The sequence below is a fragment of the Streptomyces sp. NPDC058525 genome (assembly GCF_042719495.1).
Classification (GTDB): domain Bacteria; phylum Actinomycetota; class Actinomycetes; order Streptomycetales; family Streptomycetaceae; genus Streptomyces.
This window is the reverse complement of record NZ_JBHXNP010000097.1, coordinates 1-13,646: the sequence shown is the minus strand read 5'-3', so window position 1 is coordinate 13,646 and position 13,646 is coordinate 1. Positions and strand designations below refer to the sequence as shown.

The following is a 13,646-nucleotide window of genomic DNA, read 5'->3' as shown; positions in this document are numbered from 1 at the left end:
GCGGCTCCTTACGGGCTTACAGGTACTGGCAGGTGGAGCGGGGGATGAAGACGCCGTGTCCGGGCCGGCCGGCGTACTCGCGCCGGTCGATGACGAGTTCGCCGCGCGAGAGCACGGTGTCGACGCGTCCGGTGATCCGCCTGCCCTCGTACGCCGAGTAGTCCACGTTCATGTGGTGGGTCTCGGCGGAGATGACCTGCTCGGCGTGCGGATCGTAGAGGACGATGTCGGCGTCTGAGCCCGGCGCGATGGTGCCCTTCTGCGGGTACAGGCCGAACATCCGGGCCGGGGTCGCGCAGGCGATCTCGATCCAGCGGCGGCGGCTGATGTGCCCGTCCAGGACGGCCTGGTGGAGCAGGTCCATCCGGTTCTCCACCCCCGGCAGCCCGTTGGGGATCTTGGAGAAGTCCCCGCGGCCGAGCTCCTTCTGGCCCCGGAAGCAGAAGGGGCAGTGGTCGGTGGAGACCACCTGGAGGTCGTTGGTCCGCAGCCCCCGCCACAGCGCCGCCTGGTGCTCGCGCGGCCTCAGCGGGGTGGAGCAGACGTACTTGGCGCCCTGGAAGTCGGGCTCGGCGAGGTTGTCGGTGGACAGGAAGAGGTACTGCGGGCAGGTCTCCCCGAAGACGGGCAGGCCCTTGTCGCGGGCCGCGGCCAGCTCGGCGACCGCCTCCTCCGCGGAGACGTGGACCACGTACAGCGGGGAGCCCGCGACCCGGGCGAGCTGGATGGCCCGGTGGGTGGCCTCGGCCTCGAGGAGCACCTTGCGGACCTCGCCGTGGTGGCGGGGGTCGGTCTCGCCGCGGGCCAGGGCCTGTTCGACGAGGACGTCGATGGCGATGCCGTTCTCGGCGTGCATCATGATCAGCCCGCCGTTGCCGGAGGCCCGCTGCATGGCCCGCAGGATCTGCCCGTCGTCGCTGTAGAAGACGCCCGGGTAGGCCATGAACAGCTTGAAGGAGGTGACCCCCTCCCCGACCAGCAGGTCCATCTCCTTGAGGGTGCCCTCGTTGACGTCCGAGAGGATCATGTGGAAGGCGTAGTCGATGGCGCAGTTGCCGTCGGCCTTGGCGTACCAGGTGTCGAGGCCCTCGCGCAGGGCGTGGCCCACGCTCTGCACGGCGAAGTCGACGATGGTGGTGGTGCCGCCCCAGGCGGCGGCCCGGGTCCCGGTCTCGAAGGTGTCCGAGGCCGAGGTGCCGCCGAAGGGGAGCTCCATGTGGGTGTGCGCGTCGACCCCGCCCGGGATCACGTACTTCCCGCTCGCGTCGATCGTACGGTCGGCCGTCCAGGCCGCGGCGGCCGCCGAGCCGTGCGCGGCGAGGGCCGCCACCCGGCCGTCCTCGATCAGGACGTCCGCGTGCAGTTCGTCGGCGGCGGTGACGACCAGGCCGCCGCTGATCAGGGTGCGGATGCTCATGTACGTCCCCCTACTGGATGGTGCGCAAAGCCTGTTCGAGGATCTCGGCGCCCTCTTCCGCCTCGGCGACGGTGAGGGAGAGCGGCGGCGCGATGCGCAGCACGCTGGTGTTGTGGCCGCCGCCCTTGCCGATCAGCAGGCCGCCCGCGCGGGCGGCCTCCAGGACGGCGGCGGCCGCGTCCGGGTCGGCCTGGTCGGTGCCGGGCCTGGTCAGTTCCAGTCCGGCCATCAGGCCCCGGCCGCGGACTTCCCGTACGGCGGGCACGTGGGCGGCGACGGCGCGCAGCCGCTCCAGGAGGAGGCCGCCGACGCGGCGGGCGTTGCCCTGGAGGTCGTGCTCCAGCAGGTACGTGAGGTTGGCGAGGCCGGCCGCCATGGTGACCGGGGAACCGCCGAAGGTGGAGATGGAGTTGGAGTCGAGGCAGTTCATCACCTCGGCCCGGGCCACGACCCCGCCCACCGACATGCCGTTGCCGATGCCCTTGGCGAAGGTGAGGATGTCCGGCGGGCCGTTCTGGGCGTGGGCCTGCCAGCCCCAGAAGTGCTCGCCGGTGCGGCCCCAGCCGGTCTGCACCTCGTCGCTGATCCACAGGATGCCGTGCCGGTCCAGGACCTCGCGGAAGGCCCCGTACAGGCCGTCGGGCGGGGAGGTGAACCCGCCGACGCCCTGGATCGGCTCGGCGATGAGCGCGGCCACTCCCCCGCGGGCCTGGCCGAGGACGTCCTCGAGGTCGGCGACGGCCGCGGCGGTGAAGGCGGTGTCGTCGAGGTGCGCGAAGGGGCCTCGGGTGCGGACGGCGCCGTGGACGTAGTACGTCTGGAGCGGCGAGAGGCTGGTCGGGGACCAGCCCCGGTTGCCGGTGATCGAGACGGTGGAGAAGGACCGGCCGTGGTAGCTGTTGCGCATCGCCAGGATCTGGTTGGAGCGGCGGTACGTCGTCGCGAGCAGCAGCGCGGTGTCGTTGGCCTCGGTGCCCGAGGTGGTGAAGAAGACCCGGGCGTCGGGGATGCCGGAGAGGGCGGCGACCCGTTCGGCCAGCTCGATCATCGGGCGGTTCAGGTACAGGGTGGACGAGTGGATGATCCGGCCGGCCTGTTCGGAGACGGCCTTGGTCACCTCGGGCAGCGCGTGGGCGGTCATCGTGGTGAGGATGCCGCCGAAGAAGTCGAGGTAGCGGTTGCCGTCGGCGTCCCAGACGTGGCGGCCCTCGCCGTGGGTGAGTTCGACGGGGCGGTCGTAGTAGAGCGCGAGCCAGTCGGGCAGGACGGCGGCGTGGCGGCTGTGCAGGGGCATCGGGTTGGTCACGGCTGTACGAGCCCTCCGTAGGCGTCGGGGCGGCGGTCGCGGTAGAAGGCCCACTGGTCGCGGACCTCCTTGATCAGGTCGAGGTCGAGGTCGCGGACGAGGAGTTCCTCCTCCTTGTCGCTGGCGACCTCTCCGACGAACCGGCCTCTGGGGTCCACGAAGTAGCTGGTGCCGTAGAAGTCGTTGTCGCCGTACTCCTCCTGGCCGACGCGGTTGATCGCGGCGATGAAGTACTCGTTGGCGACGGCCGCGGCGGGCTGCTCCAGCTGCCACAGGTAGGCGGACAGGCCGCGGTGGGTGGCGGACGGGTTGTAGACCAGCTGGGCTCCGGCCAGGCCCAGCTGGCGCCAGCCCTCCGGGAAGTGCCGGTCGTAGCAGATGTACACCCCGACCTTGCCGACGGCGGTGTCGAAGACCGGCCAGCCGAGGTTGCCCGGGCGGAAGTAGTACTTCTCCCAGAAGCCCTTGACCTGCGGGATGTGGTGTTTGCGGTACTTGCCGAGGTAGCTGCCGTCGGCGTCGATGACGGCGGCGGTGTTGTAGTAGAAGCCGGCGCTCTCCAGCTCGAAGACCGGGACGACGATGACCATGCCGGTCTCACGGGCGAGGTCCTGCATACGGCGGACGGTCGGGCCGTCCGGGACGGCCTCGGCCCAGCGGTAGTGCTCGGGCTCCTGGACCTGGCAGAAGTAGGGGGCGTTGAACACCTCCTGGAAACCGATGATCTTCGCTCCCTGGGCAGCCGCCCGCCGGGCGTGCTCCTCGTGTTTGGCGATCATCGATTCGGTGTCTCCGGTCCAGGTGGCCTGGACCAGCGCGGCGCGGACGACTTGGGCCATGAGCTGCTCCTCGCGACGGGAACGCCGGGTTCTACGCACGTAGACGGTGTCCGTAGGGAGTAGAACGTAGGCCTCGTCACAGCGCGGGGCAAGACCGCGTTGCCCGGTTGGAGTAGTCGATCAAGTTACGTCGCCCCGCGGTCGTTTGCGGTCAGGCGGCGGGCGGTTTACGCCGTGGCGATGCCGGCCACGCGGAGGGCGTGGACCAGGTCCCGGCGATGGGTCGCGGAGGTCTCAGCGGCGGCCCGGAGCAGCCGCGGGGCGAACCACTGCGGGTCCCGGCGGGCCAGGGCGGCCGCCTCCTCCGCGGTGCGGACCCGGACGAAGGCGCCGAGCAGCGTGTCGGCCTCGCGGGTCCGGCCGGAGGCGCCGAGGGCGAGCGCCGCGTCGGCGATCTCAGCGGTGGGGCGGGCCACGCCCTGGCGCAGCAGGCGGTCGCAGTCGGCCTCGCGGCCGGACTCGCCGAGGGCGGCGGCGGCCGCGGCGAGCCGCTCGGGCGGCAGCGAGGCCGCCTCCCAGAGCAGGGTGGCCCAGTCGGCCGCGAGCCCGGCGCGGGCCAGCTGGTCGGCGAGGCCGGGCAGCCGGTCCGCGGGCCAGGCGGCGATCTCGCAGAGCAGCGCGTGGGCCTCGCCGCCGCGGCCCTGCGCGCGCAGCGCGGTCAACTCCCCGACGACGGCCCGCGCGTCTCCCGCCGGGGGCGGAGCCGCCGGCGAGTCGGCGGCCGGGGCCGCACCGGGCGGGGCTGATGCCTCGGGCTCCGCCACTCCCCGCCCGAACCGGGCCCCGCGCGGCGCGGGCACGGCGTGGTCCGCCGCCCCGTCCTGCCCGCCGCCGACGGGCTGCCCGGGCGGCGGCGCGAAGCCCTGCGCCCCGGAGCCCGGCGTCCCCGCGTACCGCGCACCCCCGGCCCGCCGCCCCCGCAGCCACCGCCCCCCGGGCCCCTGCCCGGCAGCCCCGCGCACGGCCTCGCCCCCATCGGACACCGGAGCTTCGGCGTGCGGCCAGGCGAGCGGCTCAGGAGCGAGGGCGGTCGCGGCCCGGGCCTGCCCGGACCCCGGAGCCTCGGCGGGCGGCCAGACCGGGGCCTCCGCGGACGCGGACACCGGGGCTTCGGCGTGCGGCCAGGCGGAGGCGCGGTGGGGCGGTGGCTGCGGCGGGGCGGGGTGCTGCTGAGCCTCGGTGGTGGGCCAGGGGTGGGGTTCGGGGGGTGTGGTGCGCTGGCGGGGGACTCCGGGGAGGGGGGAGCTCGTCGGGGCCGGGGTGGGGGCGTGGGCGTGGGCTGCCAGGCGTGTCGCGAGGTCCGTGTGGCGGGCCGTGGCGCGGGCCGCGTCGTCGTGGGTCCAGGAGAGCTCCCGGGCGAGTGCGTCCGCCTCCACCGGGCCGGCGGCCGCGCCGAGCCGGGCGGTCAGGTTCCGCACGGCCGCCTGCGCCGCGGCCCGCTGGGCGAGCGCCGCCGCGTGCTCGGTCCGCAGCCGCTCCGCGCCCCCCGGCAGCCCGTCCCACGCGGCGACCGCCGAGGCCCGCAGCCGGGCCGCGTACGCGCTCTCCCGTGCCGCGAGCTCCTCGCCCCGCGCCGCCGCCAGATCCCGCAGGAGCGACTCGACCACGTCCCACGGGGGTATCGCGGCCCCGTCGAGACAGGCCCGCACGCCGTCCGGATCCCGGCGCAGGAACTCCCCGTACCAGCCTGCCCCGGGATCCAGCCTCTGGGTCAACCCCCGTAGGTACTCGGCGAATTGACCGATCTCCAGCGAAGTCGCGGTCTCCATGACCGCATTGGATCCCATCCGTGTTACGGGCGGGCTACGGGCACCTCAAAGCTTGACGGCGATCGCGGTGTGCGGCCGGCGCCCCCGCCGCGCCAGCATCGCCGGAACATCCACCGTCCAGAACTGCCAGGTGTACTTGCGCATCATGAGCCCGCGCACCCGCTTCAGGCCCGCCTCGTCGAGCAGCCTGGCCTCGCCCTCCCGCACGGGCGCCCCTTCCGCCACGCGTCCGCGCACGTCGCACGGGGTGACGGTGACGCGCCCGTCGTTGCGGATCCGCTTGACCTTCCACGACTCGCTGCGCGTCCACACGTACAGCTCCGCGCCGTCGGCCACCGCCCACACCGGCGTCGCCACGGGCGTGCCGTCCTTCCGGAAGGTGGTGAGACTGACGTAGCGCGCCTTGCCCAGCTCTGCGAGATCCATGCCGGAACCCTAGGCGGTCCCCACCCGCGGCCGCCCACCGCCCACCGGCTACCGGCCGCGCGCGCTCGCGCCCGGCTTGGCCGACGGCGAGGCCCGGCCGTCCCGGCCGTCGGGCGCGGCGCAGGCCGCCATCAGCAGGCCCCCCGCGAGGAGCGCGCCGAGGAGTCCGAAACCGAGTCGTTTGGATGCGTTCGTGGCTGACACGCCCTCACGCTTGCCCCGCGCCCCGGCGGCCCCACCGCCGATTGGGCCGTTCGGCCTCGGGACACTCCCTTCAGGCGGGTGTTCTCAGGCCGGTACGGCCACGGCCGCGGGCACCGGCGCGCAGCGGCGCAGCACCTCGTCGAGGGAGAGCCCGAGCACCTCGGCGAGGGCCGCCACCGTGAAGAAGGCGGGGGTCGGCGCGCGGCCGGTCTCGATCTTGCGGAGGGTTTCGGCCGAGAGCCCGGCTCCGGCCGCGATCTCGACCATGCTGCGCGTGCCGCGCGCCTCGCGCAGCAGTGCGCCCAGGCGCTCGCCGCGCTCGCGCTCTTCGGGGGTCAGGGGGGTGCGGACCATGCCTTCATCCTACCCCGCCCGCCAATAAGTATCCCGTTACAGTTATACCGGTATAGTTATTGGCATGGTGGAACTCAAGACGGACAAGTCGATCGACGAGATGCGTGCCGCCGGCCGCGTCGTCGCCCATGCCCTCGCGGCCGTACGGGAGACCGCGCGGGTCGGACTCTCCCTGCGGGACCTGGACGAGGTGGCCCGCGGCGTACTCCGGGAGGCGGGCGCGGCCTCCCCCTTCCTCGGCTACCGGCCGAAGTTCGCTCCGGTGCCCTTCCCCGCCGTGATCTGCGCCTCGGTCAACGACGCCATCGTGCACGGCATCCCCGGCTCCTACCGGCTGCGCGACGGCGACCTGGTCAGCATCGACTGCGGGGCCCGGCTCGGCGGCTGGGTCGGCGACGCGGCGGTCACCTTCACCGTGGGCCGGCCCCGCCCCGCCGACCTGCGGCTCATCGAGACGGCCGAGGCGGCGCTCGCCGCGGGCATCGCGGCGGCCGTGCCCGGCAACCGGATCGGCGACATCGCCCACGCGGTGGGCACGGTCTGCCGCGCCGCCGGCTACGGCATCCCGGACGGCTTCGGCGGCCACGGCGTGGGCCGCCGCATGCACGAGGACCCGGGCGTGCCCAACGAGGGCCCGCCGGGACGCGGGATGAAACTGCGCCCCGGCATGGTCCTCGCGATCGAGCCGATGCTGACCGCGGGCGGTACCGACGACTACACGTGCGACGGGGACGGCTGGACCCTGCGCACCGCCGACGGCAGCCGCGCCGCGCACGCGGAGCACACGGTCGCGATCACCGCCGGCGGACCGAGGATCCTCACCGCACCCTGAGCGGGCCCTCGAACCGGCCCGGGGCGCTCCTACCGCACAGCGCGCCGCTACGGCTTGCCGTGCGGGTGGACGACCATCGCCGAGCCGCCGCCCCGGCGGCTCGTCTCGGCCGCCGCCAGCCATCGTCCGTCCGGCAGCCGCTGCACTCCGGTCGCGGCCCCGATCTCCGGGTTCTGCCGGAAGCCCTGGCCGAGTGCTTCCAGCTCCGCGCGCAGCGGGCTGTTCCACAGTCCCGGCTCCAGCTCGGTGGTGGTCTGGTTGCGCTGGCTGGCCCGGGGCGCGGCGATCGCGTCGACCAGCGGCAGGCCCCGGTCCAGGTGGCCGGTCAGGGTCTGCAGGACGGTGGTGATGATGGTGGCGCCGCCCGGGGAGCCCAGCGCGAGCACCGGCCGGCCGTGTTCGAGCACGATCGTCGGCGACATGGAGGACCGCGGCCGCTTGCCGGGACCGGGCAGGTTCGGGTCGGGGACGCCGGGCGCGGCCGGGGCGAAGGAGAAGTCGGTCAGTTCGTTGTTGAGCAGGAAGCCGCGGCCCGGGACGGTGATCGCGCTGCCGCCGGTGGACTCGATGGTCAGGGTGTAGGACACCACGTTGCCCCAGCGGTCGGCGACCGTCAGGTGGGTGGTGTTCTCCCCCTCGTACGTGGTCGGCGCCGCCTGCCCAGTGGTGGCGCACGGCACGGGATCGCGCGGGTCCCCGGGGGCCAGCGGGCTGGTCAGCGCCCGGTCGGACTTGATCAGGCAGGCGCGCGAGTCCGCGAACCGCTGCGAGAGCAGCTCCCTCGTCGGCACGTCCTCGGCGGCCGGGTCCCCGACCCAGCGGCCCCGGTCGGCGAAGGAGATCCGGGAGGCCTCGATGAAGCGGTGCAGGTACTGGGCCTCGGACAGCCGCGCGAGGTCGGTGCGCTCCAGGATGTTGAGCGCCTCGCCGACGGTGGTGCCGCCGGAGGACGAGGGGGCCATGCTGTAGACGTCCAGGCCCCGGTAGCCCACCCGGGTCGGGTCCTGCCGCTTGGTTCCGTACGCACGCAGGTCCGCGGCGGTCAGGTCGCCGGAGCGGACGTTGCGGGTGGCCGCGGGGTCCACCGGGGGCTTGCGGACGGTCCGTACGATGTCCTCGGCGATCGGCCCCCGGTAGAGCGCGCCGGTGCCCTTGCGGGCGAGTTCCGCGTAGGTGGCGGCCAGGTCCGGGTTCTTGAAGGTGGAGCCGACCACCGGCAGGACGCCGCCGGGCAGGAACAGCTTCCGGGTGTCCGGGAAGTCCCGGAACCGGGCCTCGTTGGCCTCGGTCTGGGCGCGGAAGGTGGCGTCGACCGTGAAGCCGTCGCGGGCCAGTTTCTCGGCGGGCTTCAGCAGTTGGCGCAGCGGGCGGGTGCCCCAGGAGTCGAGGGCGCTCTTCCAGGTGGCCGGGGTGCCGGGCACACCGACCCCGCGGCCGCTGGTCTGGCCCTCGGCGAAGGGGATCGGCTGACCGTTCTCCAGGAACAGCTCGGCGGTGGCCGTGGCGGGCGCGGTCTCGCGGCCGTCGATGGTGTGCACGCGGCGGGACGCGGCGTCGTAGTAGACGAAGTAGCCGCCTCCGCCGATGCCCGCCGAGTAGGGCTCGGTGACCCCGAGCGCCGCGGCGGTCGCGACGGCCGCGTCCACGGCGTTGCCGCCGGAGCGCAGCACGGCGATCCCGGCCGCAGAGGCGTCGGCGTCGACACTGGCGACGGCCCCGCCGTAGCCGGCGGCCACGGGCACCTTGGGCGGGGTGCCGGTGCCCGGCGGGGCGGCCGCCCCGGTGGAGACGAGTGCGGCTACGAGGGCCAGGAGCGGTAACGGGCGGGCGGCGAGACGGTGCATCCGAACCTCCATCGGCAGCGTGCGCCGAGCCTATCGGCCGCGCTGTCGCCCCGTCAGGGCATCGGGCCGCGGCGGGCCCTGCGCGGCGGCGGGCACCGGCCGGTGAAGCCGGGGACCGGATGCCCTAGTGCTGTGGCCGGGAAGGTTTGCCGGGTCGCGGCGTCCGGTGCGGTGCATCGCAAGGCGGAGGGCCGCGGCTTGTACTGGACGTACTTGCGTGGTCCGACAACGCGGCGAGGTGCCGTGCCGGGCGTCGCGACCCGGTGAACCTTTCCGGTCACAGCACTAGGCGCCGAGGTGGGGCAACGGACCCGCCGGGTACGGGGTTTCCACGGGCAGCAGGGCCCGTGCCGCCGGCTCCTCGCCGGAGCGGAGCAGGGCGCGGATCTCCCGGGCCAGCGGGGTGACGTCGCGGACGGCGACCGTCCACTCGTCGGCGTAGGCGCGGGAGGCGGGGCCGGACAGGCCCAGCTGGAGCGAGCGGTAGGGCAGCGGGTTCAGGTGCAGGTCGCGCTCCGGGTCCCACTGGACCCGGGCCGAGGTCTCGCGCAGCGACCGCTGCCAGGTCGCGCGGTCCGCGTGCGTGCCGGGCTCGTAGTGGGACAGGCAGGCACCGCGCAGCGCCTCGTCGAAGCCGGACCGGGTGATCTCGATCGCCAGCACCGTCTCCTGATCGGCCTTCGTGGCCCAGCCGCAGCGGTACATCATCCACAGGAACGACGGCTTGATCCACGTCATCCGCTCCCGCTTCCAGGCGGGCGGGAAGCGGCCGTCGCGGGCGGCGGGCAGGCCGAGGGCCGGGGCGTAGGCCTGGTAGACGGTGATCGTGGTGGCGGTGTGGGCCGCGCGGATCGCACGCGGCGCGACGGTGTTCATGGGAGCAGCCTGGCCGGGCGCGGGCCCGGGGGCCAACGGTTTTCGGGGCCGGTGCGGCGCCGTCGCGGGGGCGCTGCCCCCGGGCCCCCGCGCCTCAAACGCCGGCGGGGCTGGATGTGCCGGGGCTTGCTACACCTGATCTTCCGCCAGTTCGGCTACGCCCGTGATGCGGTGGAGGGCGTAGGTGCGGACCTCGTCCGAGGTGTGGTCGTAGCCGGTGACGAAGCCGCCCTCCACGCGGACCGGGGCGATGACGCGCTGGCTTGCCGCGCCCTCCGCGTTCACGTAGCCGATCCACACCGCCGACCCCGTCAGCGCGGCCGCCTGGACCGTCGCGAGGGTCTCCGCCGCGCTCGTGCGCGGGAGTTCGCCGGCGACGACCGACGCCGAGGCCGGTTCCTTGCGCACCGCCGTCGCCGCCACGTCGCCCGCGCGGATCGCCCGTACCGCCGCCCCCAGCAGGGTGTCGTCCGGTACCGGCGGCCCGTCCGGCACCGGTACGGGGGCCGAGCGCGCCGGGGTGCGGCGGGCGTCGGCCCGGGACACCAGCACGTCACCGGTCAGGGACTCCGCGGCCGGCGCGTACCCCATCGACCGCAACCCCTCCAGCAGCGTGGTGGGTTCGGCCTGCGCGGCCAGCACCGTGGGGGCGAGGCGGCGCAGGCCCAGCCCCGCCGAGCGCTTGTCGGCCAGGATCTCGCCGAGCATCGCGTCGTCGTCGCAGCGCACGTACGAGGACGCCGCGCCGACCCGCAGGTGGCCGTGGCGCCGGGCCACGTCGTCGATGAGGTAGGTCAGGGGCTGCGGGACGGGGGTGCGGCTGTGTTCCTTGAGGAAGGCGTGCAGGTCGGCGGCGGCGTGCCCGGCGTCCAGGGCCCGGCGCACCGAGCCGGGCGTGAACCGGTACACCGTCGCCCCGCCCTTGGACTCCACGTCCGCGAGCACCGCCAGGGTGTCGCCGAGCGGGCGGCGCAGCGGGCCGGGGGCCACCGCCGTCAGGTCGGCCTGGAGCAGGACGTGGTCCACCGGCTCGGGCAGCAGCGGGGCCAGCAGCGGCGCCGGGTCGCGGTGCTCCAGCAGGGCCCGGCCGAACGCGCTGAGCGCGCCCCGGCCGGTGACGCCCAGCACCTCGGCCTCGGTCAGCGTCCCGTGCGCGAGGCGGGCGCGCAGGTCGCTCGTACCGCGTACGGGACGCTCCCACGCGAGGCGGTCCAGCAGGGCCTCGGGGGCCGGTGAACCGCCCTCGGGCAGTGCGGCGAGCAGTTCGAGGACGCGGCGGCGCACCTCGGGGGCGGCGGAGCGGTCCAGGTCGGGGCCGAGCGTGGACAGGGTGCGGCCCTTGCCGTCCTGCTCGCCGACCAGGCCGGAGGTCCGGGTGGCCGGCAGCCAGGCGGCGGCGAGCACCGACCAGCGCTCGGGGGGCGGCAGTTCGCACCAGTCGTCGAAGGCGGGGGTGGGCGCGTAGCGTTCGTCGGCCTCCCCGTCGCCGGCCAGCAGACCGGCCGCGTAGGCGAGTTCGATCCAGAACGCCGCCGCGGGCTCGGTGGCGTCCAGCAGGGCCGCGGCCCGCTTCAGGTCCCGTACGGCGAGCCCGCCCGCGCGCAGCACCAGCGGACCGGCGTGCTCCCAGGACTTCACCAGCTCCTCGACGGTGGACAGCGCGGCCAGCGCCTGACCGGCGGCGTTCGCGTCCACAAGCTGTGGACGGTGCTCGCGGTGCGCGGGCACCGGCGGAGCCGTCGGCGCGGTGTCCCGGTGCGCGAGGCCGCCGCGCAGGTGCAGCGCCACCTCGCGCGGCAGGACCACGGTCCGCGCGGAGGCGGGCAGCAGCAGTCCGCGGTCGCGCAGCCAGCGCACGGGCGCGGTCGGATTGGGGGTCACCTCGCCGTACGGAGGCCCCCAGACGAGCCGTCCGAGCACCTGGTGCGCCTCCGCCGGGGCCTCGTCCAGCAGCGCCGACATCCGCAGCGGGTCGGTGAACAGCCCGGTCAGCGCCGAGACCGCGGACACCGGATCGTGGGTGGCGGGCAGCCCGAGGGCCGCCACGATCTCCTGGATCCGGGTCGGCGACATCCCGGACGTGGCCTCGGCGACGGTCGGGCCGAGACCCGTCGGCGAGGGCCGCTGGGCGGCGGGCGCGAGCAGTTCGCGGGCGGTGCGCACCAGCCGCAGCCGGTCCTCGTCGCCCCACACCAGGGCCTGGTCGCGCAGGGTGGCCAGGGCGCCGGGGAGCGCGGCGCGGGCGCCGTTGTCCTGGCCGGTGGTGCCCTCCTGGCCGGTCAGCAGCGATTCCAGCACCGGGTAGGGGCACGGGTCGGCGGCCACGGCCAGGGCCTCGGCGGTCTGCAGCGCGAACCGGTCCAGCCGCTCCAGCGCCCGCACCACCGAGGCGCGGGTCCCGGCGCGGGTGGCCAGCTGGGTGACGTCGCCGGGCACCGGGCTGAGCAGGTCCGGGCGGGCGTGCAGCAGTGCGGCGAGCGCCGCGTCGTCGCGGGCGCGCAGCGCCTCGGCGAGGGAGCGCGGGGCGCCCGTCGCGGCGCCCCCTGCGGTGCTTGCCTCGGGCACGGTCGTCGCCTCCTGGTCGCGTCGGCCGGTCAGTCGGCCGGTCCCCATCCGGCCAACGGTATCCGCTGAGGGTGCGGCCGCTCCACGGGCGCACGCGCTACCTTCGGGACAGGCTGTAAGGGAGGAGCCGGGCGTGGGGATCGAAAGCGACCAGTTGGTCTACGAATATCTGAGCCGCGTCGGGGACTTGGCGCAGCAGCGGCAGCTGTCCTCCGGGGACCGGATGCGGCTGGTGGCGGGGCTGCGGGACGAGATCGACCGTCGGCGCGCCCGGTACGAGCCGGAGACCCCGGCCGCGGTGCGCGGCATCCTGGACCGGCTCGGCACGCCGGAGGAGGTCCTGGACGGCCACGGCACCGCCGGTACGGGGGCCGCGCCGGTCGCTCCCGCCCCGGCCGTGCCGACGCAGCGGGGGCCGCGTGGCCGGAAACCGCCGTCGCGGCCGCAGCCGAAGCCGAATCCGCGGCCTCAGCCGCAGGCGCAGAACGTGCCGCCGCACCTGGCCGGGCTCGACGAACTCGGCCCCTCGGGCGGGTCGGAGCCCGAGTGGTGGCGGGTCAGCCCGGGCGCGTACGGGGCGGGGCCGCAGGTCGACGGGTTCGCGGGCGGCATCGAGTTCCCGGAGCCCGAGGCGGAGCCGGAGCCGGAGCCGGGGGCCGTTGCGGAGCCGGGTGATCCGGGGGCCGGGGGCGAGGCCGGGGCGCGCGGGTCGGGCGTACGGGGCTTCGTACGGTTCCTGCGCGAGCGGCGGCGGGCGAAGAAGGAGGCGGCGGAGGCGGCTCCCGCCGCGGGTGCCGAGGCCGGGGCCGGCCCCCGTCCCCGGCCGAACGCCTTCCTGCTGCTGGCCGCGGCCGTCCTCCTGGCCGGTGTGGTCACCGGCTACTGGCTGCTGCTCGTCGTGGGCTGGCTGCTCCCGTACGCCTCGCGGGTGCTGGGCCCGGCCGAGCGGAAGTGGGCCGTCTTCGGGCCGCCGGGGGTGGTGGCCGCGGGGGCGGTGGTGTGGCTGTGGGGCCGGATGAACGAGCGCTGGGGCGAAGCCCTGCCGGAGGACCAGCTGAGCGGGGCCCTGCACGGGATGTGGCCGTGGCTCCTGCGGACGGCTGCCGTTGCGTCCATCGCGTACCTGATCTGGCGATCCCGCAGGCGGTAGCCCTGGCCCATCCAGCCCTACGGGTGGCGCACCACATGTGCCATCACGGTGCTCGCCGGCTTCT

General features: G+C 75.1%; 12 protein-coding genes. 2 read left to right on the top strand and 10 right to left on the bottom strand.

The window, feature by feature from the left end; genetic code table 11:
• Positions 1 to 16 precede the first annotated feature (16 nt).
• The 7 genes from hydA to ACFWP3_RS33115 form a co-directional block, all read right to left on the bottom strand.
• The gene (hydA, locus tag ACFWP3_RS33145; RefSeq protein WP_384228477.1) at positions 17 to 1,417 is read right to left on the bottom strand and encodes a dihydropyrimidinase; all 1,401 of its coding nucleotides are present in this window, start codon (positions 1,415 to 1,417) and stop codon (positions 17 to 19) included.
• A gap of 10 nt (positions 1,418 to 1,427) precedes the next feature.
• Complete coding sequence (locus ACFWP3_RS33140; RefSeq protein WP_384228526.1) at positions 1,428 to 2,711, bottom strand: aspartate aminotransferase family protein; 1,284 nt, start codon at positions 2,709 to 2,711, stop codon at positions 1,428 to 1,430.
• Positions 2,712 to 2,719: 8 nt separating this feature from the next.
• The gene (locus ACFWP3_RS33135) at positions 2,720 to 3,562 is read right to left on the bottom strand and encodes a nitrilase-related carbon-nitrogen hydrolase (protein WP_384228475.1); all 843 of its coding nucleotides are present in this window, start codon (positions 3,560 to 3,562) and stop codon (positions 2,720 to 2,722) included.
• Between the two features lie 167 nt (positions 3,563 to 3,729).
• Complete coding sequence (locus ACFWP3_RS33130) at positions 3,730 to 5,331, bottom strand: hypothetical protein (RefSeq protein ID WP_384228473.1); 1,602 nt, start codon at positions 5,329 to 5,331, stop codon at positions 3,730 to 3,732.
• Positions 5,332 to 5,376: 45 nt separating this feature from the next.
• Positions 5,377 to 5,757: a PPOX class F420-dependent oxidoreductase gene (locus tag ACFWP3_RS33125; RefSeq protein ID WP_384228470.1), complete on the bottom strand. Its 381-nt coding sequence runs from the start codon at positions 5,755 to 5,757 to the stop codon at positions 5,377 to 5,379.
• Positions 5,758 to 5,805: 48 nt separating this feature from the next.
• Positions 5,806 to 5,961 carry a hypothetical protein gene (locus tag ACFWP3_RS33120; RefSeq protein WP_384228467.1) on the bottom strand — a complete coding sequence of 52 codons (156 nt, stop codon included), beginning with the start codon at positions 5,959 to 5,961 and terminating at the stop codon, positions 5,806 to 5,808.
• 84 nt (positions 5,962 to 6,045) lie between these two features.
• The gene (locus ACFWP3_RS33115; RefSeq protein ID WP_384228465.1) at positions 6,046 to 6,315 is read right to left on the bottom strand and encodes a helix-turn-helix domain-containing protein; all 270 of its coding nucleotides are present in this window, start codon (positions 6,313 to 6,315) and stop codon (positions 6,046 to 6,048) included.
• 64 nt (positions 6,316 to 6,379) lie between these two features.
• Here ACFWP3_RS33115 and map point away from each other — a divergent pair, with 64 nt between their 5' ends.
• Positions 6,380 to 7,147 (top strand): type I methionyl aminopeptidase, encoded by a 768-nt coding sequence (gene map, locus ACFWP3_RS33110; protein ID WP_384228463.1) that lies wholly within the window; start codon positions 6,380 to 6,382, stop codon positions 7,145 to 7,147.
• Between the two features lie 47 nt (positions 7,148 to 7,194).
• On the opposite strand, the gene ggt is transcribed toward map, so the two are convergent.
• The 3 genes from ggt to ACFWP3_RS33095 form a co-directional block, all read right to left on the bottom strand.
• Entirely contained in the window at positions 7,195 to 8,991 is a 1,797-nt protein-coding gene (gene ggt, locus ACFWP3_RS33105) for a gamma-glutamyltransferase (RefSeq protein WP_384228461.1), read from the bottom strand.
• A 285-nt stretch (positions 8,992 to 9,276) separates the two neighbouring features.
• Positions 9,277 to 9,867 carry a DUF4291 domain-containing protein gene (locus tag ACFWP3_RS33100; RefSeq protein WP_384228458.1) on the bottom strand — a complete coding sequence of 197 codons (591 nt, stop codon included), beginning with the start codon at positions 9,865 to 9,867 and terminating at the stop codon, positions 9,277 to 9,279.
• A gap of 129 nt (positions 9,868 to 9,996) precedes the next feature.
• Positions 9,997 to 12,480, bottom strand: a complete 2,484-nt coding sequence (locus ACFWP3_RS33095) for a helicase-associated domain-containing protein (RefSeq protein ID WP_384228455.1) — start codon at positions 12,478 to 12,480, stop codon at positions 9,997 to 9,999.
• Between the two features lie 85 nt (positions 12,481 to 12,565).
• Between ACFWP3_RS33095 and ACFWP3_RS33090 the strand changes: the two genes are divergently transcribed.
• Positions 12,566 to 13,582 (top strand): hypothetical protein, encoded by a 1,017-nt coding sequence (locus ACFWP3_RS33090; protein ID WP_384228453.1) that lies wholly within the window; start codon positions 12,566 to 12,568, stop codon positions 13,580 to 13,582.
• Positions 13,583 to 13,646 lie beyond the last annotated feature (64 nt).